Origin of the sequence: Streptomyces sp. CB01635, from assembly GCF_002803065.1 — a bacterium.
Classification (GTDB): Bacteria; Actinomycetota; Actinomycetes; order Streptomycetales; family Streptomycetaceae; genus Streptomyces.
In genome coordinates this window covers 13148-35407 of sequence record NZ_NNBL01000035.1, presented here as the reverse complement: position 1 = coordinate 35407, position 22260 = coordinate 13148, and the positions used below count along the sequence as shown (strand labels likewise).

General features: G+C 66.7%; 21 protein-coding genes. 8 read left to right on the top strand and 13 right to left on the bottom strand.

Annotation, left to right across the window (positions count from 1 at the left end; all coding sequences use genetic code 11):
* Nucleotides 1-19: 19 nt before the first annotated feature.
* The 5 genes from CG723_RS41100 (at nucleotide 20) to CG723_RS41080 (ending at nucleotide 3944) form a co-directional block, all read left to right on the top strand.
* Nucleotides 20-517, top strand: a complete 498-nt coding sequence (locus CG723_RS41100; protein ID WP_100598665.1) for a hypothetical protein — start codon at nucleotides 20-22, stop codon at nucleotides 515-517.
* Nucleotides 518-519: 2 nt separating this feature from the next.
* Nucleotides 520-1035, top strand: a complete 516-nt coding sequence (locus tag CG723_RS41095; protein WP_100598664.1) for a hypothetical protein — start codon at nucleotides 520-522, stop codon at nucleotides 1033-1035.
* Between the two features lie 1014 nt (nucleotides 1036-2049).
* Nucleotides 2050-2214, top strand: a complete 165-nt coding sequence (locus tag CG723_RS46630) for a hypothetical protein (protein ID WP_159032660.1) — start codon at nucleotides 2050-2052, stop codon at nucleotides 2212-2214.
* 174 nt (nucleotides 2215-2388) lie between these two features.
* Nucleotides 2389-3465 (top strand): helix-turn-helix domain-containing protein, encoded by a 1077-nt coding sequence (locus tag CG723_RS41085; RefSeq protein ID WP_100598663.1) that lies wholly within the window; start codon nucleotides 2389-2391, stop codon nucleotides 3463-3465.
* The gene (locus tag CG723_RS41080; RefSeq protein WP_159032659.1) at nucleotides 3462-3944 is read left to right on the top strand and encodes a hypothetical protein; all 483 of its coding nucleotides are present in this window, start codon (nucleotides 3462-3464) and stop codon (nucleotides 3942-3944) included. The genes CG723_RS41085 and CG723_RS41080 overlap by 4 nt, the downstream gene beginning before the upstream one ends.
* Before the next feature lie 161 nt (nucleotides 3945-4105).
* On the opposite strand, the gene CG723_RS41075 is transcribed toward CG723_RS41080, so the two are convergent.
* The 6 genes from CG723_RS41075 to CG723_RS41050 form a co-directional block, all read right to left on the bottom strand.
* The gene (locus CG723_RS41075; protein WP_100598661.1) at nucleotides 4106-4666 is read right to left on the bottom strand and encodes an SUKH-4 family immunity protein; all 561 of its coding nucleotides are present in this window, start codon (nucleotides 4664-4666) and stop codon (nucleotides 4106-4108) included.
* A gap of 49 nt (nucleotides 4667-4715) precedes the next feature.
* Nucleotides 4716-6293, bottom strand: coding sequence for a nucleic acid/nucleotide deaminase domain-containing protein (locus CG723_RS41070; protein WP_100598660.1), 1578 nt, complete (start codon nucleotides 6291-6293; stop codon nucleotides 4716-4718).
* Nucleotides 6294-6370: 77 nt separating this feature from the next.
* The gene (locus tag CG723_RS41065; RefSeq protein WP_234374794.1) at nucleotides 6371-7879 is read right to left on the bottom strand and encodes a hypothetical protein; all 1509 of its coding nucleotides are present in this window, start codon (nucleotides 7877-7879) and stop codon (nucleotides 6371-6373) included.
* A gap of 188 nt (nucleotides 7880-8067) precedes the next feature.
* Complete coding sequence (locus CG723_RS41060) at nucleotides 8068-8946, bottom strand: nucleic acid/nucleotide deaminase domain-containing protein (RefSeq protein WP_100598658.1); 879 nt, start codon at nucleotides 8944-8946, stop codon at nucleotides 8068-8070.
* Between the two features lie 881 nt (nucleotides 8947-9827).
* Nucleotides 9828-11048, bottom strand: a complete 1221-nt coding sequence (locus CG723_RS41055) for a hypothetical protein (RefSeq protein WP_234374793.1) — start codon at nucleotides 11046-11048, stop codon at nucleotides 9828-9830.
* 253 nt (nucleotides 11049-11301) lie between these two features.
* Complete coding sequence (locus CG723_RS41050) at nucleotides 11302-12201, bottom strand: phosphotransferase enzyme family protein (RefSeq protein ID WP_234374792.1); 900 nt, start codon at nucleotides 12199-12201, stop codon at nucleotides 11302-11304.
* A gap of 324 nt (nucleotides 12202-12525) precedes the next feature.
* On the opposite strand from CG723_RS41050, the gene CG723_RS46625 reads away from it, so the two are divergent.
* Complete coding sequence (locus CG723_RS46625) at nucleotides 12526-13881, top strand: NucA/NucB deoxyribonuclease domain-containing protein (protein ID WP_159032658.1); 1356 nt, start codon at nucleotides 12526-12528, stop codon at nucleotides 13879-13881.
* 40 nt (nucleotides 13882-13921) lie between these two features.
* Here the strand turns inward: CG723_RS46625 and CG723_RS41040 are convergent, their stop codons facing one another.
* The 5 genes from CG723_RS41040 to CG723_RS41020 all read right to left on the bottom strand — a co-directional run bounded on the left by CG723_RS41040 (nucleotide 13922) and on the right by CG723_RS41020 (nucleotide 17845).
* Nucleotides 13922-14440 carry a hypothetical protein gene (locus CG723_RS41040; RefSeq protein WP_159032657.1) on the bottom strand — a complete coding sequence of 173 codons (519 nt, stop codon included), beginning with the start codon at nucleotides 14438-14440 and terminating at the stop codon, nucleotides 13922-13924.
* A 151-nt stretch (nucleotides 14441-14591) separates the two neighbouring features.
* Nucleotides 14592-16094: a UvrD-helicase domain-containing protein gene (locus tag CG723_RS41035; protein ID WP_100598696.1), complete on the bottom strand. Its 1503-nt coding sequence runs from the start codon at nucleotides 16092-16094 to the stop codon at nucleotides 14592-14594.
* Nucleotides 16091-16570 carry a hypothetical protein gene (locus tag CG723_RS41030; RefSeq protein WP_100598656.1) on the bottom strand — a complete coding sequence of 160 codons (480 nt, stop codon included), beginning with the start codon at nucleotides 16568-16570 and terminating at the stop codon, nucleotides 16091-16093. The genes CG723_RS41035 and CG723_RS41030 overlap by 4 nt, the downstream gene beginning before the upstream one ends.
* A complete protein-coding gene (locus tag CG723_RS41025; protein WP_100598655.1) occupies nucleotides 16567-17424 on the bottom strand; it encodes a DUF6083 domain-containing protein in 858 nt (285 codons plus the stop codon). Before CG723_RS41025 ends, CG723_RS41030 begins: the two co-directional genes overlap by 4 nt.
* Nucleotides 17425-17581: 157 nt before the next feature.
* Nucleotides 17582-17845 carry a helix-turn-helix transcriptional regulator gene (locus tag CG723_RS41020; RefSeq protein ID WP_100598654.1) on the bottom strand — a complete coding sequence of 88 codons (264 nt, stop codon included), beginning with the start codon at nucleotides 17843-17845 and terminating at the stop codon, nucleotides 17582-17584.
* Between the two features lie 176 nt (nucleotides 17846-18021).
* On the opposite strand from CG723_RS41020, the gene CG723_RS46620 reads away from it, so the two are divergent.
* Together CG723_RS46620 and CG723_RS41010 are read left to right on the top strand one after the other, a co-directional pair.
* Complete coding sequence (locus CG723_RS46620; protein WP_159032656.1) at nucleotides 18022-19035, top strand: hypothetical protein; 1014 nt, start codon at nucleotides 18022-18024, stop codon at nucleotides 19033-19035.
* 5 nt (nucleotides 19036-19040) lie between these two features.
* Nucleotides 19041-19355, top strand: a complete 315-nt coding sequence (locus tag CG723_RS41010) for a hypothetical protein (protein ID WP_100598652.1) — start codon at nucleotides 19041-19043, stop codon at nucleotides 19353-19355.
* A 516-nt stretch (nucleotides 19356-19871) separates the two neighbouring features.
* Here CG723_RS41010 and CG723_RS41005 read toward each other — a convergent pair.
* Both CG723_RS41005 and CG723_RS48805 read right to left on the bottom strand, forming a co-directional pair.
* Nucleotides 19872-20675, bottom strand: coding sequence for an ATP-binding protein (locus CG723_RS41005; protein WP_100598651.1), 804 nt, complete (start codon nucleotides 20673-20675; stop codon nucleotides 19872-19874).
* Nucleotides 20662-22248 (bottom strand): Mu transposase C-terminal domain-containing protein, encoded by a 1587-nt coding sequence (locus CG723_RS48805; protein WP_100598650.1) that lies wholly within the window; start codon nucleotides 22246-22248, stop codon nucleotides 20662-20664. The genes CG723_RS41005 and CG723_RS48805 overlap by 14 nt, the downstream gene beginning before the upstream one ends.
* Nucleotides 22249-22260: the final 12 nt, after the last annotated feature.

Below are 22260 nucleotides of genomic sequence, written 5' to 3'. Positions count from 1 at the left end.
GATGAGAGGAGCAACTGAGTTGTCCAAGCCACTTCCCTTGGCAGTCGAGTTCCAGCTGTCTGACGGCTGGGCCCCGGCCTCAACCGAGACCATCGACAGCTTCGGCGTGGCCTTCGCCGCCCTGCATCCCCACCCCGATGCCGGATTCGCCGCCAACATCACCATCGATGGAGAGATTCCGCCCGACGACGTGTCGCTGTCGGACCTTGCCGATGCGTCCGTGAGGCGCTTGGAGCAGGCCGCTGAGTCCGTGCAACTGGTGGACCGCCGCGAGGTCGGTCCCGACGACGCGCCCGCTCTCGTGCAGCGTTTTCTCCTGTCAGCCGCCGTTAACGACGAGCTCCGCGAGCTCGCCCAGGTCCAGGTATACCTGCCCCTGGCCGACACCGTTGATCCGCACAAGTATGCGGTGATCAAGCTGGCACTGACCGCCACCACCGAACAGCTTCACGAAGTCCTCGAAGAGTTCCAGGACTTCGTACGCACCGTGCGACCGAGCACCTCGGAAGGAAACTAGCAATGGGCCGCTTTCGCGATTGGCGGACGGGAACCCGATACCCGGACGAGGGCGTGGAGCCGTTGGCGCGCTCCCACGTGGAGGCGGCCCTGTTCGCGCTCAACGGCCCGGACAAGCCCTACCGCGTACGCACCGCGCTCGCGGAGGAGAAGGCCGACGTGGTGGCAGAGTGGCACATGCTCGAGCCGGGCTGGGGCAGCGGGATGGGACGCCGACAGGTGGAGCGGACGTTCAAGTTCCGTATGCGTCTGGACGGAGGGGCCCACGAGGTACGGGTCTGCGCCGATGTCCGCGAGACGACCCGCGCCGGCGACCCGCCCACGCGTGTCGTAGCACGCAGGCACGGCAAGGGGCCTCGCACCCGAGTGAAGTCCTGGCGCGGAAGCTACAAGAAGGGCCCGGACGGCCGCCGCCAGCGCGTTGACGACTTCCGCTTCGACTCCAACGATCTGAGGGACCCGCTGCAGGAGGTCGTGCTCACGTCGGGTTGGACATGGCGCGGGACACACAAGCCGTGACTGCTTCAACTGTGAACCTGGGTTCGCGTTGGCTTGACAGGATTTGAGGAGGGGAGAATCTTGTCGAGTCTGACCTTCCCGCCGACGCGGGCGGTCGAACGCGGGGCGGCCTGGTACCGCGGGGACTGCCATGTCCACTCCGTCCACTCGGACGGGGAACTCGCTCCCGAAGAGTTGGCCGTTCGGGCGCGCGCCGCCAGGCTCGACTTCATCGCGACGACGGAACACAACTCAGCTGCGGCGCCCGGCGCATGGGGGCATCTGGCCACCGATGACTGGAGTGACTTCTGTAGGGAACTGCATCGGCCCGCGACCTGGGAGGGTTCGGGCCGAGCACGCTGTGTTTCGCGGCCCCTGGGGTGATCAGGCGCAGCGGACAGCGCAGTGCGAACCACACCGGCACCGAAGCCGCGGCCAGAGCGTCGTCACGCTCGGTGTGCTCTCCGCCATTGCGGGGATCGTCAGCGGGATCGTGGCCGTTCTCGACTACCTGCACGGCTGATCTCCGCGCGGCCTCGAACCGCGCAACAGCGAGCGAGGGTGTCACAGAATCCGGCCGCCCCCCAACATGACGGCACGGAGCTCCCGGACGACGCGCTGGAGTGCGCCGGTGGAACTGAGGTGCGGTGGACGGGGCACGCACCGGCGTGTGGGCTTGATCTGCCATCAACTGCCGTACATATGTGCCTCGTTGCGACTGCTCAAGGTTTGAATTTGAGCGCCGTGTGACCGGTTCGGCTCGGGCCTGCGAGAGATAACCGCAACTGTCCCATTAACGGTCTGTAGTGATGGTGTGTCGGATGCGTGAGCATGTACGTTCGGCGAGCACGAGGCGGCCCCGACCCGGACTCCACATCTGAACCGAGGCTGCCCCGCATCCGATTGAGACCTCAGCAACCAGGAGGGCGTATGCCTCCCGACCACTTCTCCGACCTGCCGGTCTGTGACCCGCTGTCGTGGCTCGAAGCTAGCATCCCTCGCCAGCCGTGGCCTAAACCTCGGCGGTGGCGTGACATGAACGTCAACATGCAGCTCGGCCCGTTCCTTGCCGTGCTTTTCGCGGGCATCGTGCTCGTGTTCCGGCCTAGCGAGGCCGAAGTTGCCTTGGCCGCGGTCCCGGTGTTCGTGGCAGCGCTGCGTCGCTCCTGGCTGCGCTACCGGCGCATTTCCGCTGTGTAGAGCGAAATCCGGGGTGGGCGGGCGTGATGCCGGCCCACCCTGGAGGCGCCTGCCCTTCCCTTTGCCGCCCGGCACCCGGGGGCGACGCACGCGTGACTTGCCAGTGGCGCTTTGCGGAACCCCCCAATTCCACCCCGTCTTTGTGGGATGCACCCCCGAAAGGGACTACGCACGATGAGCGCATCAGACCAGTGGCCGACTTCATGCGCCAACCCTGGCTGCTACAACACCGTCGAACAGGCGGTCCGCAGCGGCCGCCGCCGCCGCTACTGCTCGGACCGCTGCGGGCGCTCCTACCGCAAGCGCCAGCTCCCGGACCCTGGCGGAACCAGCGCCCGGGAGTACGCGGCGCAGGTCGCCGACGAGTGCGCCCAGATTCTGGACGCCGTTGTCGCCCACGCGGAGGGCAGCCAGCCGCTGGCCGCCCTGCGCCGGCTCGCCCAACTGCATATCGATCTCAAAGACTTGACCTCCGCCCTCGTGGAGCAGGCCCGCAGCGACAAGAAGAAGTCCTCGGAGATCGCCAGTGCGATGAGGGCCACGTCCGACACCATCAGCCGACAGTACTCAGCCGCGGACAACGCGCGCCGCCGCCAGTCCCGGCTGTCCCGGCTGCAGAACCCTCAGGCAGCCCCGTTGCCGACCCGCTCGAGGACCGTCCCTCACCAGCGCACCCTGCGCGCCGCCGCAGGCGCAGAGCAGGGTGCCGCGGGTGCCGATGACGCCACCGCGGACTCAGTGTCCACGTTCGGGAGGGCCCTGTCCCACCTGCACCGTTCCAGCGACAAGTCGATGCGCGTCCTGGGCGAGGAAGCCGGGGTGTCCGCTTCATACGTCTCCCGCATCATGAGCGGCGACCGGCTGCCCACGTGGGGAGTCACCCGCCGTCTCGTCCGCGCACTGGATGCGTCTCCCGAGGATCTGCGGCCTCTGTGGGACGCCGCTCACGGGCAGAAGCCACCCAGTCCCGATTCGTTGTCCGCTGCACTGCGTGGTCTACGGCTGGCCAACGCCCATCCCAGCTTCCGTCAGCTCAGCGCCCGCATCAACCACAGCCTCTCCCCTGGCGAGATCGCAGCGGTGATCGAGGGCGATCAGGTACCGGACTGGGAGCAGGTCGAGCATCTCGTCGCCGCCCTGCACGGGCGCCCCGAGTCCGTTCTCCCGTTGTGGAATGCCGCCGCAGTCACCCCGGAAGCCCGGAATCGAAGCGCCTTCTCCTCTGGCCTGCCTGCGGGGGCCTTCGGATGACCGCAGCCCTCCTCGCTCCCACAAAAGGCCTGCGGAACATGCCGCGCGCCACCCGCAGCCTGCCAGCCAGACGCCCGGCGACCCCGGGAAACGCCGACGCGCGCATAGCGCCCGCACTTCCACCCGCCTTCGACGCGTTCCGTGCTCTGCACAGCGGCTGCTACCTCGGCTACGCGCAACTCCACCTGCCCGCAGACGAGGCCGCCGACGCCGTCGCCCACACCCTGGGCCACCTCCTCACCCACTGGCCGCATGTAGTCAGCCAGCCCAGCCCAGCCACCTACGCCTGGCAGCAGCTGGTCGCCTTCACCGCCAGCCGGCACCACCCGCTCCCCCTCAACACCAGCTCGCCCCAGCAATACGACACCGTCGTCCTCCACCACGGCCTCGGCTACCCCCTCAAAGCCGTGGCCGACTCCACCGGACTGCACCCCGCAAAAGCCGCCTACCTCGCCCGCAGCTGGCGCCCCTCCAAATAGAACCGCACAACCACGACACGTCGCCGAACGCGAAGCCTTCAACGATGCCCGGCTTCCCCAGCCGACAGCGGAAGGATCTCCAGCGCGTGCAGGAGACGCTCGTGCTTAGTCGATCGGGCTCCGGTGAGAGAGCAGGAGTCCTCGCCGGGCGGTCCGACCGATCAGGTCCACATACCCATGGCGATCTCCTCGAAGGAGGCCACCCACTCGCTGTCTTCGCCGAAGGGAAGAGGATCGTGCCGTTCGATGTCCTGCTGAACGCGCTGGATGACGGCCTCGCGCCCATCGAACGACGACTGTACGGCGACCTCGGGCAGCGCCCGCTTGACTGCGTAGATCATGTAGGCGAGCGAGGAGACGTCCGCGTGGAGCGGGACAGGGTTTTCGGCTCCCTCATAGAAGCCGTACACGGTGCCGGTGACGGTGTCGAGGGCGATGGTCGTCGCTGTGAGGTTGCCGAGGACGATCCAGTTGCGTGACTCTTCAGGAACGGTCCACTGTTCGTCGGCCATCTCATCGAAGGCACGCAGGCTGGCTTCCTTGCTGGGAGCGCCCACCTCCGCCTTCGGTGTGGAGGGGATGCCGACGGAGCACAGGAAGTCGAGGGTGGGTCCCGAGAAGCCGAGAGCTTCGGCGTCCGCGCGTACGGACCGCTCGACGTTCTCGGTGCCGAACCAGCTCACCAACTCGTCATAGGTCAATTCGAACTTGAGGCCGTTCATGGTGCTCCACTCTACGGGGCCGTGTGGCGTCTACGGGGCTGTGTGGCGGTCAGCGGAAGCCGCCGCTCACGCCGTGGGCTTTTTGGTCCTTCTCGAGTTGGGAGCGGTACTTCTCGTGTTCCACGTCCCGGATTTTGGGCTCTTCGGAGTTGAGGTACTTCGCTGAGTGGGTGACTTCAAGGTCTGACCCGAAGTATTTGGCCGTCCACTTGTCGCACCATGAGGGGCGTCCCTGGCAGGGTTCTCGTTCGGTGTATACCTCTGTGAGGTTGTCCTGTTTTTCGGCTTTGAGGATGGGATAGCCGAGGGTGCGTTCGGAGTGGGGGCCTTCGCTGTTGGTGACCAGGACCATTTCTTTGCCCGAGGGGTCTTGGTAGCGGCCTGCGGCGTAGTTGCCGCCGCCCCAGTCCTGGTTGTGGTAGCGGGCGATCTGAGTGGCGCGGGACAGGTCGGTGCTGCCTGGTGCCACCTTGCGCGAGGTGACGACCGCCTTGTCTTTGCTGGGGCTGACGGGGTACGAGGGGCCCTTTTGCCCTTTGCGTGGTCGCCAGACGCGGCCGGCTTCTCCGGGTTTCTGGCCGGGTTCCGTCATGAGGTCACGGATGCCGGAGTTGTCGGTCTTCTTGACGGGGTCGGTGGAGCCGTCTGGGTTCAGCCGCTCTACGGTGCCGTCTGCGTTGAGCAGATACATCGGGGTGTCGTCATCGTCGACCTTGCATCGGTTGACGTCGTCGCGGGTCTTCTCGTCGCTCTTTTTGTGTTCCTTCTTGCTCGCATCGATCTTGCCGCCGTGCTTCTCGAGGACGTGCACGGTCTCGTCGGCTTTCTTGTCGACGGCGTCCTCGGCCTTGTCCATGACCGTGGCGAGTTTGTGGAAGCGGCTGTCCTTCTTGACTGAGCTGCGCCGTTTGCCGCCGCCGGTCTTGTGGGCGTTCTTCTTCTTGTCGAAGTTGCGCTTGGTTTTGTCGTAGTCGCCCGAGGCTTTGTCGAAGTCGTCGAACTCGATGGCGAGGTCTTGGGCCATGTCGCCGGTACCGACGGCGTAGTGGCCCAGGTCGTTGTCGTCGTGGGCATCGAGTTGGTCGGTGAAGAGGTCTTCGATCTTGTCGAGGATCTTTGCTTCGATCTTGTCCGTGACGATGGAGGTGATCTCGCCGGTCGCGTAGTTGATGGCTTCGTGCAGCGCGATGCGGCATGCGGCGATGGCGCCCGCGCTGAGTAGGCCACTGAGACCTGCAGTGAAGAACATGCCGATGACGCCGGCCGTGGCGGTGGCGGCGGTTGCGCTGAGTTCTGTAATGCAGACGATCTTGCAGCCCTCGATGAAGCCGGCGCAGTCGTCCAGGGCGTCGGCGAGGTCGTCGAGTGCTTTGATGAAGGTCGACAGGTCCTTGGTGGTCAGTTTGCCCCACCGGCGGTCGATGGCCTGGACCGTCTTGCCCTTGCTTTTGCCCCCCACGATGTGGGAGCAGGCTCTGTTGCCCTCGGTGATGATGTCGCGGATGCCGTCGGCGAGGTGGCGGTAGTCCTTGGCGCTGCCGCGGACTTCGTCCTCGTCGATGTTGGGCCAGCTGACACCGACTAGATCCATTACCGCGACAAGGTCGTCGGGCAGAGTCTTCCCCACTTGCCATTCCCCCGTAAGACGTCAACCCGCTTACCCTCTAGGGAAGCTAAAAGATCGTCAAGCTCGCATAGCTCGGGTCAAGCCAGCTGCTGCGGCTTGTCGCTCGTCGGCCTCAGACAGATCAGTGCCTGATCGGTGCCTATTACCAGGTGGCCTGCGGCGGTGAGTGTGACGGCCTGTACTGGCAGGCCGGGTACGAAGCGGCGCAGCGCTCCGGCGTCGAAGGCATGGTGTTCGACCAAGGCGTCGGCCCAACTGACGGCGAGAACAAGTCCGCAGGGGGTGTGGGCTGCGCTGAGAGACGTGACCGCACAGGGGCGCGAAATGATCGGTGAGGCGAGAGGGGCAGTATCGGTGCGCCAGGCGCGCACGTGGCCGTCGGCTCCGCCGCTGTAGAGCAGAGCACTGCTCGGTTGGCCGTCGGCGTCGGTGAGTTCGACTGCAGTCAGTGCGGTGACTGTTCCGTCGTGGAGCCGGCTGGTGCGGGGTACTGGGGTTTCGGCGCTGGGCAGGAAGGCGTGCACGGCGCCGGAGGCGTCCGCGACTGCGATCGTCTGGCCGGTCGCCGTCATTGCGGTGCCAGGGGTGTCTTTGAGGTGATCACTCGCGGCCTGGACTAGGTGATCGAGGGGGGTGGGCTGGTCGTCGAACAGGGCGTGCAGGCCGGTTGAGGCTGGCTGGGTCGCCTTGTGGCAGTGGAGGTGGCCGTGGTTGTCGAGCACGAGGACCGTTCCATCGGGCCATGATGCGATGGCGCGTGGCTGCGCTTTGGCCTGGGGCAATCGGCCAAGGGCGGCAGCGTCTGCTTCGTTCACAGCGCGCACGGTGCCCATGTGGTCGGCGACGAGGATTGTTCCGGCCCTCTGTCCGCGTCCGGCTGCCAGTGCGCGGGCGGGACCCGGCCAGGGCGGCCGGATGTCGCCTCGCACCCGTGTCCATGCCAGCTCCCAGGTGGAACCGGCATGAAGCTCTGCGAGCGACTGCGCGTGGCGTGGGTCTGCGTCGTCGCCCAGTGCCGCCCTGAGTACCAGGGCCCGGTCCGCGTGGTCTTGTTCACGGGTCAGTGACTGCCCCGCGCGCAACCAGGCCGCCCGCAAGCCGCCGTGCAGGTCGTGGGAGTGTTCGTAGAGTGCTGACACGCTCCACGGATCTGCCGTGCAGAAAGCACTGGGATCGTTCAGATCGACGTTCGGGTGCGCGCGCGGCGCCTCATGCTCGTCAGGGATGTCATCCGGGTGTTCCGCGGTCCATGCGGCGTATCGCACGCTGTCGGTCCATTGCGCCTCGTCAAGGTCCATCTGTGCAGGACTGCAGGTCGCCAGGGTCCGTGCCTGCGGGTGGCCGCTTCTTGTCTCGACGATGAGACGAACATGGTCCAGTTCGAGCAGGGCCAGAATGAGTTCGGTGAGACCGTCAGGGCCGTCCGCCGCGTGGAAGTCGGGCAGGACTATCACGGTGCGGCGGGGGTCGGCGGCCAGGGTCTGGATCAGCTCCCCGGGCGTGCGCGCTGCGATGGAAAGGTGTTCGGCAATGGCCCACGCGGCGGTCCGGGCGGTCTGTCCGCTCAGGGGGACGAAACTGTGCACACGGCGCTCGAGAGTGGTGCCCGGACGGGTTCCGTGTCCAATCAGCCAGGCCAGCAGCTGCGACTTGCCGCACCTCTTGCTACCTGTGACCAGGCACAGTCGGGGCGCCTGGGGGTCGGTGAGCCAGGCCAGCAGGGCCGCGGCGGCGGGCTCTCGTCCCGCGGCCGGCCGCGCCCACGTCTGAGCGTTCATCCGCGCCCTGCCCGCTGCGCGGTGTAGGTGATGAGTTCTTTCATGCCCTGCTCGCGTGATTCCGCGTCGTCGCCGTAGTCGAAGCTGTGGGTGAACTCCGCGTGCGGGAAGGTCGCCCGCATCCAGGCGGCGCAGTAGTGCCCCGGCATCATGCATGGCTGCAACTCGCAGTAGACGCGCTGCACTTGTTCTGGCTGGACGCCGGCAGCGGACAGTTTCTGCCACACCAGTTCTTCCGGGTGGGCAAGCCCTGGGCCAGTTGCCTCGGTGACGAGTTGGCTGGTGCCGGTGTCGTCTTGGTATTCGAAGGTGGAGGCGAAGGGGAAGTTGAGAGTGTGGCGGACGTCGTCGAGTACGCGTGGCCACCAGTTCTCCCGGCCGGCGAACGCGGCAGGATCGATCTGGCGGAGTTCAGCGTTCAGCTCGCGGAAGGCAGAGAAAGCCGAGGGGACATCCGTCGCCGCAGCGACCTCGGCCAGTCCACGGTCGAGCACTGCCAGGGACCGATTGAACGTCGAGACGTTTGAGCTGACGAACATGTCAGGCTGTTCGATACCAAGGAACACTCCTTGCACTGCGCCGTCGGGACGCAAGCACAACTGCACCGGCCCATCCGAGCCGAGCCGCAGCCAGTCACCGGCGTCATCATGCGGGACCGGGATCTGCTGATGCCCCGCGAACAATGCGAGGGTGTGCCCGTCCGTCATGCCGGCCGCTGTGAAGTAGAAGGCAACCTGCAGTGGAACACCAGTCTGCTCGAGCTGTCCGGCAGTCTCCTGAGTCAGCTCGCTTCGCTCAGCGCCCAAGAGACTGAAGCGGCGCATGCCGTCCCTGCCAAAATGGACAGTTGACGGATCCGGTGCGGACTCGGACATCGGAGAACCTCTCACGGTAGGGGTTGACTGCAACAACCCTAATCGGCGCACGACGACGACAACGCGTCGCCCGGGTGATCATGAGGTCACCATTCCTGCACCAGCCTTACCTCAGCCTGGACTCGACGGGCAGCGCCCCTTCGGTGACCGGATGTGGCTTGCCGGTGCGCATGGCCTGTCCTGGTCAGAGCTGGCTCACTCGCGGGCTTCGGCCGGGTTCAGCACCTGCCTCTTCTGGGCGGCGCCCCTGACGGCCTGAACGCGGGCCATGTGCCCCAAGTCGTACAGGCTTACCGCGAAGTGCCTGCGGCCGGGGCGCCTCGGGCAGCACTATGGCCGTGCGTGCAGAGGCCGCCCTGTCGTCCCCCATGCTGCTGTAGGCGTTCACCCGGGCGCTCGGGGCACCCTGCCTTCACCGCACTACATCACGCCGGTCAGACCGGCTGACTTGCCCGCAGGCTGGCCAGCCGGTCTGACTTGACGCTGGTTGCTTCTAGCCGATCGCGCTGCGCGTATTCCAGTAGCTCTTGGGGCTGATGATCCCTCTACCGGGCCAAGGAAGGGTTGTCCGGCCTCCTGCGCAGAAGCGGACAGATCCGTCGGCTCGCACGGTCCAGACGTCGGGGATGGAGTCATCGTTGGCGTCGGGTGTGCCGATCAGCTGCAGAATGCTGGTGCTCGACCAGCCGGAGGCCCCGTAGTTGGTGTCGGCGCCTCGACGAGCTCGGGTGCCACTGCGACCTGGACTGGACTCAATGCGCGAGCGACTCGGCGAAACGGCGATCCGAAGCAACCCCACCAAACGCTCAGTTGAAGAGAGCAACCGCACTCGCCAGTTGCCTGTCCACCCAGATCAGTCCGTGACAGTGATTAGCCCATGGCTACTGCGTGCGTGTTCCGGAACGCTGTGGTTCTTCGTCTGGTGGTCGGGGCCTGGTGGCGGGCACTCTCGGGTTCGGCGGAGGAGCCACCATGCGCGTGGGGTCAAGCATGACCGTGCCAAATTCGCGAGCCAGAAGACCATGGATGGTCTCCCAGGTGCGGAGCTGGCCATGCTCACGCCGTTCGCTCCAGCGCTCATGCAGCCGCATCCCGCTGAAGATCGCCAGTGCGCTGGCCAAAATGAGAGCAATAAGGCCGTAAATGGGTGTGTATCGGTCGTCGAACATCGACCGGCTTTGGTCCACCTGCTCGGCGTTGACACCAAAGAATCCGAAGAGCAGGCTCAAAGTACCGGTAATCGTGGTGACGAAGGTGACTGCCACGACGGTCCGGATCCGGCGGCGATCACCGGCTCGCTGCTCGGCGCTCTCCACCGACGTCAGCTCGGCAGCGATGGCGTTGCCCAGCCGGCTGAGCATCTGTCCGATGGTGGCGGAGCGTTCGGTGAGCCCCATTGTCGTGTAGAGGGCATTGTGGAAGCTCTCAACTCGCAGTGCAGGAACGAGGGTTCCGATGTCCCCGCCAGCTTCGACGCTGTAACTGAGCTCGAGTTCGAGATGGCTCAGGCCATCGGAGATCGACTCCAGCATGGTGCGCCGGTGGTGTGTGCTGCGTGTGCCGTCGGACCGGGCGCGGAAGCGGTGTCCGTAGGTGTGGGCGACTTCTCGGATCTCCCGCAGGCGTGCCGCCGATCCCACAGCCTGCACGGCGGAGAGTAGGACGGAGTTTTCGATGTAGTCCTGATGGCCGCAGATGAGGCTCGCGTACGGTCCCAGAGCGCCAACGGTGGTCGGGCGTCTGTTGAGTTCAGCCGGGTAGACGATGGAGCTGTGCTCCGGCCGGTACGGGAGGTCAGTACGGTAGATGACTCGCTGGATGGTGTCGTCGTCCGGGGCGTCTTCGGGTGACGGCACACTCCGGAAGACCAATTGGTGCCGTTCGGGGAGGAAGCCGGGCGCTTGTCCCTCAGAGTGCTCCGAACGGTAGCCAACGCGTTCGCCGGCGAGTTTCTCCAGCGACACACCGTCACATTCGACGCTCGCGTAGTAGAGATCTTCCATCAGCGGAATGCATTCAACAAGGCCTAAGGGGACGTCCAGCGTCAGGGCGACCAGAACCTGCCCCGAGGGATGCAGGAAATGCCAGAGTGTGGCGGCCACGGGCGGGCCCGGTTGCCAGCGTTGGCATACGAGAGATGCGCAGTCGAGGGGTTCCTTGCGAAGGACCCGCGGTAATTGCTCTCCGGCCAATTCGTAGAAGGGTGCCAGACGCCCGAACGAGAGTGCGTCCGTCGAAGCGTGCCTACCGGGGGGAAGCCGCGACGGGTCGCACACCCAAGACGTTGAGTACACGGTGGTGATGCGGAGGTGAGGCCGGGAAGCGTAAGGGGCGAAGAGTCCCCCGTCCGTTCCGTTAGAGCGCGTGCCAGCGGCGTTCAAGGTCACCCTTTCGAAGAGATTCCATGCGCAGCGCGAACTCATCTGCTTCCGGACCAGACTGGGCGTTCTGCATGAGCCAGGTCGTCATACCCAGTTCCCGCGTGGTACGCAAAACTGGGTACCCGTGCCATTCCGTGACATCCGTGCCGTACGTCCGAACAAACTCCGCGTAGTCCTTGGGCGGCAGACCAAACCGATCCACGGCGATGACAGTGGGTACCAGGTCCCAGGCCCGGGGGCCAATCGCCACCGCTTCATAGTCGATGAGCAAGGCGCGGTTGCCGTCCCAGAGGATGTTGCCGCGATGCGCATCACCGTGCACCAAGTGTTTGGGTGAGGAGGCAATGAGGGTGCGGAAGTCCTCTTCTGCGTTGTTGCAGGCTTCGGCAAGGAAAGCTACGTCCTCGCGCTTGATCCCGGAGACGACTTCGAGACGACTGCGCATGATGGGGAACGGATCAAGGACGGGGAGAGGGAAGTCCGGGTCCGGCAGATCGTGCAGGCCCCGGAGGAGCGCGGCCAGGATCGTGTTGGAGGCAGGCGGGGAGCTCTCCGGCACGTATTCCCAGAACGTCACGAGTCGACCGTTCGCCTCGATGGGCTGTGGGGTATCCGTCGGCTGCACGGACGGGAATCCGTACTCAGCAAGCCAGCGCGCCACGGCCAGTTCCTTGGCAACCTTGTCGGCCATTTCCGTTGATCGAGCGACCCTTGCTACGACGCCGATCTCCGGGAGAGCGAAGAGCGCGTTCTCCCCGAGCCGCAGGAGCTCTGCGTCCGGGAGGAGAGGCAGTCCAGCAGAGTCGCAGGCGGCAAGCATGGCACGCCGTGCGTTGCTCTCGTTCAACCCATCACGGGTTTCATAGAAGTCCATCTCGGCCAGCCTCCCGAGGTAGTTGACCAACTGTCAAGGGGCCAGAGGGCCATCTCGTCTGCACGAAACGCTGTCAGGCCGATGGGCGGGCGAATGCTGGCTACGGTCGGCTCTTGCGGCCCACAGGCGTGCCACTAATCGACCGAACCGGCGCTGCCAGCTTGGCGGGTTGGCTGAGACGTGTGTTGTTCGTGGCGGACTCTTCATGATCAGGTCGGTGATGTTCCGTCACGCATCAACCACAGCCATGGAGATACTGTGCGCCTTAGATCTGTAGCTCAGGCAGCCTCAACTGCTCTTGTTTCCCTCGGATTACTCGTCGGAGTGAGTCTGGAGCCGGCCGGTGCGGCCAGCACTTCCGAAAAGGGGCCTCGGGTCGTCTCGACGGTCGGCGCTCTGGGCGCCTCGTTGCCCAGCCTGCGCGAACTGCGGCAGGACTGGACTCATCGCCGTACCGTCGCCGACGCCAACTCCCTCAATGCCTCGTCAACGGCCGGCGAAACACCGCTGGAGACTGTCGGTCCGGCGGCGGCGTGGGCGTCCGAGTCGGATGAGCCGGCCGCAGTCGCACCGGGCGGTTCCGGCGCGCAGCGCGCCCGGACGCTCGCTGCCGACGACAGCCTGTACCCCGAGCCGGCGCACACCATGACGGCGCAGGAGTGCCGTGACGGTCTGGGCTCGGACAAGAAGTTCTTCATCAAGTCGCGCTTCGCCGTGTGCTCCGGCGCCTCGTTCACCCAGGAATGGATCAAGGACAACAAGCCCGTTGGGGCGAGCACGTTCGGCTTCCTGGCGATTGGCACGATTGCCAAGGGAAGCCGCACGATGAACGTGCAGTACCGGTACGTCCAGATGCAAACAACGGGTACAACCGGCGTCTCTACGTTCATGATCACGCCCAGTGTGACCATTCCTCAGATCTGGCCAGCCACGGCCAAGACCTCCCAGGGCGGGAGCGTGCCTGTGGCTCAGAGCTTCGCCGCGCTGAAGGCTCAGACCGAACCCGGCTTCCAGCACAATCTGACCGTCGCCAGCGGGCAGGGCGACCCACCCGACGACACCGTCTTCGCCGTCTACCAACCCAAGGTGAAGCTGCGAGTGGATGGGGGCTGGAAGATGAACGGCGCGCTGTCCGGCGAGCCCTTCTTCCTGGCACCGCGCTGGGACAAGGCCCAGTACGTCTCCCCCGACAACGGCGCGGCTGCCATGAGCTACACGGTGGCGATGCCTTTCAGCACTAAGACCGACGCTCCCGAGCGGCTCGCGGCCCAGCACATCAAGGACGCCTACGACAAGCCGGGAACGACCAAGCCGGACAATACCAGCAAGGACATACCCGGCCGGACAGCCGACAGGCCGCTCACTCGCCTCTACGCCGACACGTCACGGCGCAATGCCAACCGCCGTGCCGCGGTGGCCACATGCAAGAAGTACTGGGGCGACAATTACGCCGACGGCGGCAACGAATGCGACGAGTTCCCCTTCTCCACCACTTATGAAGGCGCGGCGCAAGCCTCAGCCAAGTACGACCCGCAGGGCAAAGCCCCCAAGAACAACTACTCGGCCCGCCCGATTCCCAAGACCGACAATGGTGCAGGCGGCACCCTGATGTCCCTCTTCTACAAGTACAACCGGATCATCGACGGCCCTAACGATGGATTCCTCGTCGAGGTCAACTGACTCGCCTCCGGGTGACGGTGCGCCATATTGTGGCGCACCGTCACGCGGGCCAGAACTGCACCAGGTAGTGCTCGATCCCCTCCGGGACATCGAGCTGCGCGAGTTTGTGCACCTCTTCCCTACCGCGCACATGCACCCGCACCCTCCATGTTCGACCGGGCTGACCGAGGACAATGTCTTCCTTGGTCATCGCGGCATAGGTCCACAGGCGCACCTGCCCGGCGGGGGCGTCGATCTGTGTCTGCGCCACCTTCTCCCATGGTCCGGGAGCCTCAGGGGGCTCCTCATCCCAGACTTCCGCGCAGAAGTCGGCCGTGTGCGTGTGGCCCCCGCTGTGAATCACCACGCGGCCGCCGGTCGAGGAGCCGAAGGGCGCATCTGGTTTCGGCTCGTCGTCGAATGATGCCCCGATGTCCTCCATCCACAGGCCGTAGAACATGACCTCGGCGTCGAGGTGCTGCGTAGCCAACAGGCCCATCTTCTCGCTCCTTCGCCAGCCGCCCTCGATCGGCGGAGCGCCTTCGGGGGACCTGGCGATCAGCATGACCTCGTTGTCCAACGGAGGCAACTTGCCCCATCAGGCCGGACCAAGCATCGTGTCTGCACGGCATGTAGAGGCTTCTCTCAACGCTCCACGCGATCAGGGAAGCAGCGGACTGACGACGCGGTTGGGTTCGTAAGCGTCAGTGGGCCTGGACAGGTTGCGGGCACTATGGCCGTTGGATGAGGTGACGGTCTTCATCGGCTGGTCCGGGGCCTGGCCCGTCGGGATGGCGGTTGATCCAGGACAGGCCACCCAGGTCGAGCCGCATGCGGGTGCGGGTCACCGCGACGTAGGCGAGGCGGGCTTCGGCATCGTCGATCGGCCCCGGCAGGGGGTTGCCTGCCGCATCTTTGTGGTCACTGTCTTTGGGCGGGAGGAAATCGCCGGCGATCTTCACTCGGGCCCATTCACGCCCCTTGGCCTTGTGCGCAGTGGAGACGGTGACCTCTGCACCGTTCTCGGGGGCGAGGCGGGAGACGGCGCTGAGGATGACGTCGGTGCCGTGGGTGTCGACCAGGTCGACCAGGGGTTGCAGGTCGCGGCCGGAAGGGTCGTGGGATGCGTAGTCCTGCAGGTCTCCCCAAGTGGCAAAGAGCACCAGTTCGGGATGGCTGGTCCGGCGTCCGTCCTTGAGGTCCTGGGCGGCCAGCGCGAGGCCCCGCAGGCTGTCTCCTCCCCCGGCCAGGCCCACGCGGAGTCCCTCTGCCATCAGGCGCATGACCTGGGTCATGGCGCCGACGTTCGTGCGGCACAACACCGCGTCGGGACGGGTGACGGGGCCCAGTTCAGTGGGTACGGCGTCGCTGCCGCGCAGGCGGATGGGGGCATCGGCGATGGCCAGCCATCGGTTGGCTTCGTGCGCGAGTGACGGGCCGAAGCGGAAAGACTGCGACAGGGCCATCGCGGTGGCGTCGAAGCCGGTCATCACGTCTTTGGCTCCGCGCCAGTGGTAGATGGCCTGGGCGGAGTCGCCGACCATGACTAGCTGGGCGTGCTCGCGCTGGGCCAGGAAGACCTGTTCGACGACGGAGTTGGTGTCCTGGGCCTCGTCCAGGAGTAGGAAGTCGGTTTCGATCTTCGGTTGGGTGAGGGCCCAGATCTTGAGGTAGTGGTCGTGGTCGAAGCGGACCGCGCCGTCGTCGAAGTGCTGCAGGTCTCTCCACGCCTTGCGGGCGAAGGGCACGATGTGGTCGGCGAGTTGGGTGTGCAGGGACTCGTCCTCCAGGCCGCGCAGGCGGGGGACGTGAAGGCGGGCAATCGCCGTGTCAGCGGTCTGACAGAAGCGGGCAACCGTGCGCAGGGCGGCGTTCGCGAGGGCTCTTTGGGACACTTCGCGGTTGCCGATGCGGACGGGTTTGGTCAGGCCGAGGGCGTGGCCGGTCCGCCAGGCGGGGCGGCGTGGGGCGTTGAGACGGCGTGTGTAGCGGTGACCGACGGCGGCGTAGGCCATGGCGTGGGCGGTTTTGCAGGTGATGTTGTCTGGGAAGCGGGTGCGGGCGTCGGTGGCGATGGCCCGGTTGTAGGCGAGGTAGCGGCCGCGGCGTTTGGTGGTCTGGGCGAGCAGGGCCAGGGTGGTGGTTTTGCCCGTTCCTGCGCCGGCTTGCAGGGCGAGGTGGTCTCCGGCTCGGAACGTGTCGGCTGCTGCGGTCTGTTCGTCGGTCGGGTTCAGCATGAGGGTGCTCCGGGGGTGGGAGTGAGGGCGCGGCCGACGGCCGCCAGGAGTTGCGATGCGGTGGTGGTGGCAAGTAGCCGCTGCACTGCGCTGTCGAGGAGACTGGCTTCCTCCTCGACGTGCTGGGCCAGGGCCTTGCGGAGGGCTAGCCGTACGAAGATGCGCCGTGTCTGGCCGGCGCGGTCGGCAGCTTGGCAAACGGCGGCGTCTGCGGAGGGTGAGAGCGTGATGTTGAGGAGGACGTGGCCGCTGGAGTCCGGGTAGTGGGTGGTGATCACGTCGACGGGCAGCGCTTCGCGGAGCCGACCGCGCACGCGGTGGAGGGCCCGGCCTGGGGTCTTGGCGTGCACGACGGTCATGAGGCGGGTGGCGTCGTGGTTGGCGGCCAGTGGCAGTGTGCGGGCCGCGTGCGCGAGTTCGTCGTGCGTGGCGGGACGGGTGAGGGTGATCTCAACTGCGTGGTGCAGGTTCATGCCTGCCTGTCTTTGCGGCGGCGGACCAGGTCGGGTAGCCGCGTGTGGATGTGCTGGTGGTGCAGGAGCGGGTCGAAGACCTCCCAGCCTGTGAGGGCCAGGTCGGCTGCTCCGTGTGCGGCGGCGTGGTGGGGGCAGCGCTGGGTACGCCAGCGCAGTTGTTCCGCGTAGGGCAGGTGGCTGAGGTCGTAGAGGGCCATCGCTCCGCCGGGCAGGGTCAGTTGCCCGCAGCTGGGGCTGAGGGAGTGCAGCCCCCAGATGCCGGATGGGGCGCCGGGGTGGTGTACGGGGTTAGGGCATCGGTGCCGGGTGCGGGCCTGGGCCACGCATCGGATGTCCTCCAGGGGCCCGTCAGCGAGGTAGTAGCCGTACAGGAGGTGTGCAATGGGCCGGGATGGCCGGCAGACGGCGGCGGCCGGCTGGGGCGGCGGCTGGTCTGTGGGTGGGGTGTGGGCGCCGGCGTCGATCAGGCGGCGGGTACGCAAGGCGAGTTGGCGGCGCAATTCGTTTAGGGGCGGCGTCAGCGTGGTGGTGTCGAGGCCGGGACAGATCAAGTGGTGCGGGATACGGCACCAGGCACTGCCGTCGCCTGCAGGGTGGGCAACGCCGCGACTGAGATGCCAGCGGCAGCGGGCAGGAACGGTGCGGGTGGTGAGTTCGGTCGGGTGCAGACCGATGGGGCGTCCGTCGCTGCGCTGGTACCACTCGAAGCGGTTGCCGCACAGGCGGCAGGTAACGCTCTGGGCAGTGCGCACGAGTCGGGTGGGGCTGTCGGGGTCGACGTGCAGGGCGCGCGGGCGGCGGGAGCCGGCGCGGCTGCCGTCCCACCGGCGGGGTGGGGAGGTGGGGCACATGGCGGTGAAGGTGGCAGGCGGCGCGCCGTCGGCACGCTGTGCGTGCCGCGGGTGTCCCGCGACCGGATCAACCGGCTAGAACGCGCACGCGAATCATCGATTGCGGGTTCTGTTTCCGTCGCTGGATCGGGTGGTCCGGCGAAAGGGGAACGGCGGGCTATCCGGCGTTGTCGCCGGGGGCCGGGTGGCCCTCGCAGAGGGTGGCGAAGAGGTGGTCGACGCTCACGTCCAGGGCGTGAGCGAGGGCGTGCCAGGTCTTGAGTGATCCGATGGTGCGCCCCTGTTCAACCTCGATGAGGGTGCGCCGGGACAGGCCGCTGCGGCTGGCGAGCTCGTCGTAGGTCCATCCGCGCTCACCCCTGAGCCGCGCCAGCTCCAGGCGGAGCGCGGTGAGGTTCGGGTCGGGCGGGAAGATCGTCACCCCACCATCCGAAGGTGCAGACCCCTGCCCTGTCAGTGCAGACCTCTGCCCTATTTCTGCAGGTGACCACAACTCACACAGGGCAGAGGTCTGCACTACGGTGTGCCGCCGGACCCGCCTATCGGACGGGCCACCCGGATCAGCGCCAGCACGAACGAGACAGAGAGGCGTGCACGATGAGGCTCTGCACGGCCAACCGCACGGTGCCGCGCATCTGGACCGTGGAGTTGCGGCCACAGCGCTGCGGCCCGGAACTCGTGTGTCCTCGGTGCCGTCCCGTCACCACGTCGGCCAAGGGCGGCGCGACAGCTCGTTCCGCGGTCCTTGCTCATCTGGCCCGGCATGCCCGCCTGGACGCACTCCCGGTGCACCTGCGGACCTGCCAGTGCCATGAGCGCGGCTGCCGCTGGCACCCCCGCCACCGCGGCTGCTCCGGCCCGATCGTGCTTGCCCTTGCCCGCGAGCAGGGCGGGCGCCTATGGCGGCTCGCCGACGTATGCACGGCCTGCGCCGGCGCCACTAACCACGCCGCTATCGTCCCCGAGCCCCAACTCGCCGCCGCGCCCTCACCTCATAAGACGGAACAGCCCACCAAGAACGGGCCCGAGGACCCCAGCGCGCGGGTCCGTGTGCGCGACATGCTCTCCTATCTCGCTGCCGCTCTCCCCTCCCCCACTGGCCCTCAAGCCCGCCTGCTCGCCCTGCAGTGCGCCCTGCGCGCCGACGACCGCGGCCGCACCCAACTCCCGCCCGGTCTCCTGCGCGGCATGCACCTGCACGGTGAGGGCATGTGGTGGCGCGAGCTGGAACAGGCCCACTGGCTGCACCGACCACCGCTCTCATCCACAAACAGGGCCGCAACGCAGCTGCTGGATGCAACCCTGCTCAGCCCCAGACCGGGACGCCGCGGCCGAGCCCGCGCCGCCGACTGGGCCCTGCGCACGGCAAGTGCACCCGCGCTGCGCAACCAGGGCCCCGGCCTGCAGCTGGCCGCGGTGGCGCTGGCCGTGCACGTCTCCCCCGGCACAGCCAGCGGCACCGCAGACGCCGGGCAAGTGGCCCGCAGCTGCGGGCTCACAGGCGACCAGCTGATCACAGCACTCGAACAACTCGCCACGACCGGCGTACTTAACGCCTGGACACTCGACGCCGCGATGGATGACCTGGCCTGGCAGACGGTCAGACAATGAATCGCGTGGCCGCACACCAAAACACGCAGCAGGAGGAAATTCCCAGTCTTCCAAGCAGCGGAATTCTCGCAGGGCAGCCCCGGCCCGCCCCTCGCACGCTGCCCGGCGCCGTCCAGCTCGCCGCGCTCACCGTGGCCGCACACCCCCGCCCCGACGGCGCCGGGAGCGCCGACCCGGACCTCCTCATGCACCTGTACGACCAGACACCACAGCAACTGACCCATCTGCTCGACCGGCCGGCCAGAGCGCACCCGCCCGCCTCCTGGCACCCCGCACCCCAGGAGGCCGAAGTCGTGTGGCAGCTGCCGTGTTCCGAGTGAATCACCGAGCACTGACAGCCCCCGCACTGCAGATCACAGGTCTCCATGCATGGTCGAGGGTTCACTCAAGCTGCGCAGGAGAGTTCACTCGATGATCAGCCACCTAGACTCGAGCAGGCCACAGGAGTTGCACCGTCCCCTGCACCAAGGCATGTCACACCCCAGCCATGACGGGTGGGCGCCCCGGCCCCCGCTTCATTCCCTGCCGAAAGGCCCTACCGTACCGGATACTTCCGCCCAGCCCTCCTCCGATCCATGGGGATCTTTGAATCTCCGGTGGCGTGGCAGCTGTCGCACACGGTCCTGATCCACCCGTGCGGTGCGTCGTGGCGACGCCGCCGGCACTCCGCGTTACCGCAGAACTCTCGGATGGCAGTCGACCGCTCTACGGCTGAGTGCGCTTTCTGCTGGCGGGGCGTGGCGGGTGTCCGTCCGGTGCCATGTGTATGCCGTCGTGCTAGACCGGCTCAGGTTTACGCACTCGGCGGTGACGGTCCGTGGCCGCGTGGCGGGCGGTTACATGTATCCCTGCGGGCTCTCACCGTCGGGGTGGGTTGTCCGGTCCATGTCGGTGAGGATTTCGCGGGCGAGCTTCCGGCTGAAGCCGGTCTCGGGGCGTTGGTCGTCGTCGACGATCAGTTGCAGGTGGTAGGTGAACTGGGTCCAGTTGCGGAAGTTGCCGTGGCACGCGGTGTCGTCGAGCCACAGCAGGTCTTGTGGGTCGGTGTCGGCCAAGAGCGGGTGGTAGCCGGGCATCGTGTCGACGACTTCGTCGGGGCGTAGTGGGGTGTAGGGCTGCCAAACGGTAATGCGGTTGCCGAAAGCGCCCAGGCGGCGGAGGCGGCGGTAGAAGGTGTTGGAGCCGACGAGGACGGCGGAGAGGTGGTTGGTGGGGTCGTCCCACAGGGCGCGGATGTACTCGAGGACATGGTTGCTGAGGCCTTGGGCTTCGTCGAAGACCAGGGTGAGGGGCTGCTTGGCGAGGGTTTTGCGGATGAAGTGTTCGATGGTGCGGCGATGTTCGGTGGTTCCTTCAGGCATGCCGAGGGCGTCGGCAAGGTCGATCTTGAAGTCCTGCATGGGGATGCCGGGGGCGTGCTGGAACCGCAGTGAGGCCTCGGGGGCGATGTCGTACAGGTTGGTCTTGACGGCGAGGGTCTTGCCCAGCCCGTAGCCTCCGTGGACGCACAGCAGTCCGGCGTCGCGGTGAATGCTTTTGAGGTGGTGGTGAGTGAGGCGGGAGGCGCGGGTGGGGCGCAGGCTTGCGCCTTTGAGACGGAGGTAGTGGTCGTGGGCTGAGGGCGGTTCAAGGGTTCGCATCACGGTCCTCGTCGTCGGACGGGGCGTCGGTGTCGCCTTCGGAAGTAGTCGGGGCAGCGGGTGTGTGCCATGAGGCGCTGGGGGCAGGCAGGGGGCGTTGGGTGTCCGGCGGGGCGGTCGGGTGGGGTGGGGGCTCGGTGGGCGGGTGGATCGGGGTGGGGGCGGAGGCAGTGGTCACAGGTCCGTAGCGCTCGCTGAGACTCTTGTTCGTCTTCTTCAGGCGGCTGGCGAGGTCACGGGCGGATCGCTCACGTTTGCGGCGTAGTGCGCGGCGGCGTTCTTCGGCTTCGGGGTCGGGGGTGGTCTGGTCGAAGCCGGGGCCGAGGTAGCGGCCGGTGGTGGGGTGGGTGAGTTCGATGCGCTGGGGGTGGTGGGGCATGTAGCGCACGACGGCTTTCGTGCCGACCTTGCCGTTCATCCAGTCATCGAGGTAGACGCGGTCGTGCCAGTGGATGCCGTCTCCCAGGATGGTGTGGCTCGTGCGGTTGGCTCGCAGGGTGAAGGTGTACAGGGCTTCTGGCGGCACGTCGCGGACGGGGGTGAGGTCGTCTGCCCATGCCTGGGCGGGGGTGCGGTTGTTGAGGGTACGGATGCGGTGCTCGTGGTTCCAGACGTTGACCCAGTCCAGCAGGCGGGCCACGAAGTCTTCGAAGGTGAGCAGGTCTGCCGGGTTCGGGCGGCGATTCTTCCCGCGTGGTTCGGTGGAGGGGCGTTGGGTGTAGCCGGGCAGGCCCTTGAAGTGCATGCAGGAGACTGCATTGTTGATGGCTTCGATGGTGCCTTTGAGTTCGGGGTGGCGCGGGGGCAGGTCTACGCGTTCGGCACCGAAGTAGCCGATGGCCTCTTCGACGGTGCTGCACAGGAAGTCCCGGCCGCGGTCGATGCGGATGAGGCCGGGAACGCCGCCGAAGGGGCCGTAGTGGGGGCCGCGCAGGATCGCTGCGCGCAGTGCGGTGAGGATCGCGTCGCGTGAGGGGGCGTGGGGGGTGACGGCCAGGCCGCAGATGACGTCGGTGCTGCAGTCCGCGAACCAGGTGATGACGGGGGTGACGATCTTGTTGCCGAGGGTGACGTTCATGTCGGCCGTCTTGTGATCGCCTTCCCAAGCCTCGTTGCGGTGGCCTCGCGGGCGGGTGTTGTGGACGTCGTGGCGGCGGCGGGCGGTTTCGCCGCCCTTGAGGCCGGCCAGGTGTCCGAGGTCGAGTTCGCGCTGGATGGTGCGGCGCAGGGTGGCGTAGGAGTAGTGGCGGCCAGGCTGGCTGGGGATTTCGAGGTGGCCTTCGGTGCGCAGTTCGCGGTATGCGGCGGCGATGTTGCCGCACCAGCGGGCCAGGGCGTCGTGGATGGCGGGGGTCAGGCGCAGTGTGGTGCGGGGCTGGGGGGTGTAGTGGCCGTGGTGCTGTTGAGCGTTTTTCATCCACTTTTCGATGGTTTTGATGTTGCGGTTGAAGGCCTGGGCGGCGAGGTGTTTGTGGTGCCGGGTGAGGGTTCCGCTGTCGTGCAGGTGCAGGAGTTGGGCGATAGCGGTCTGGCGCAAGGGGGTCTGGTCGAGGCGGGGTTCGTGGTCGGGCATGAGGTGTCTCCG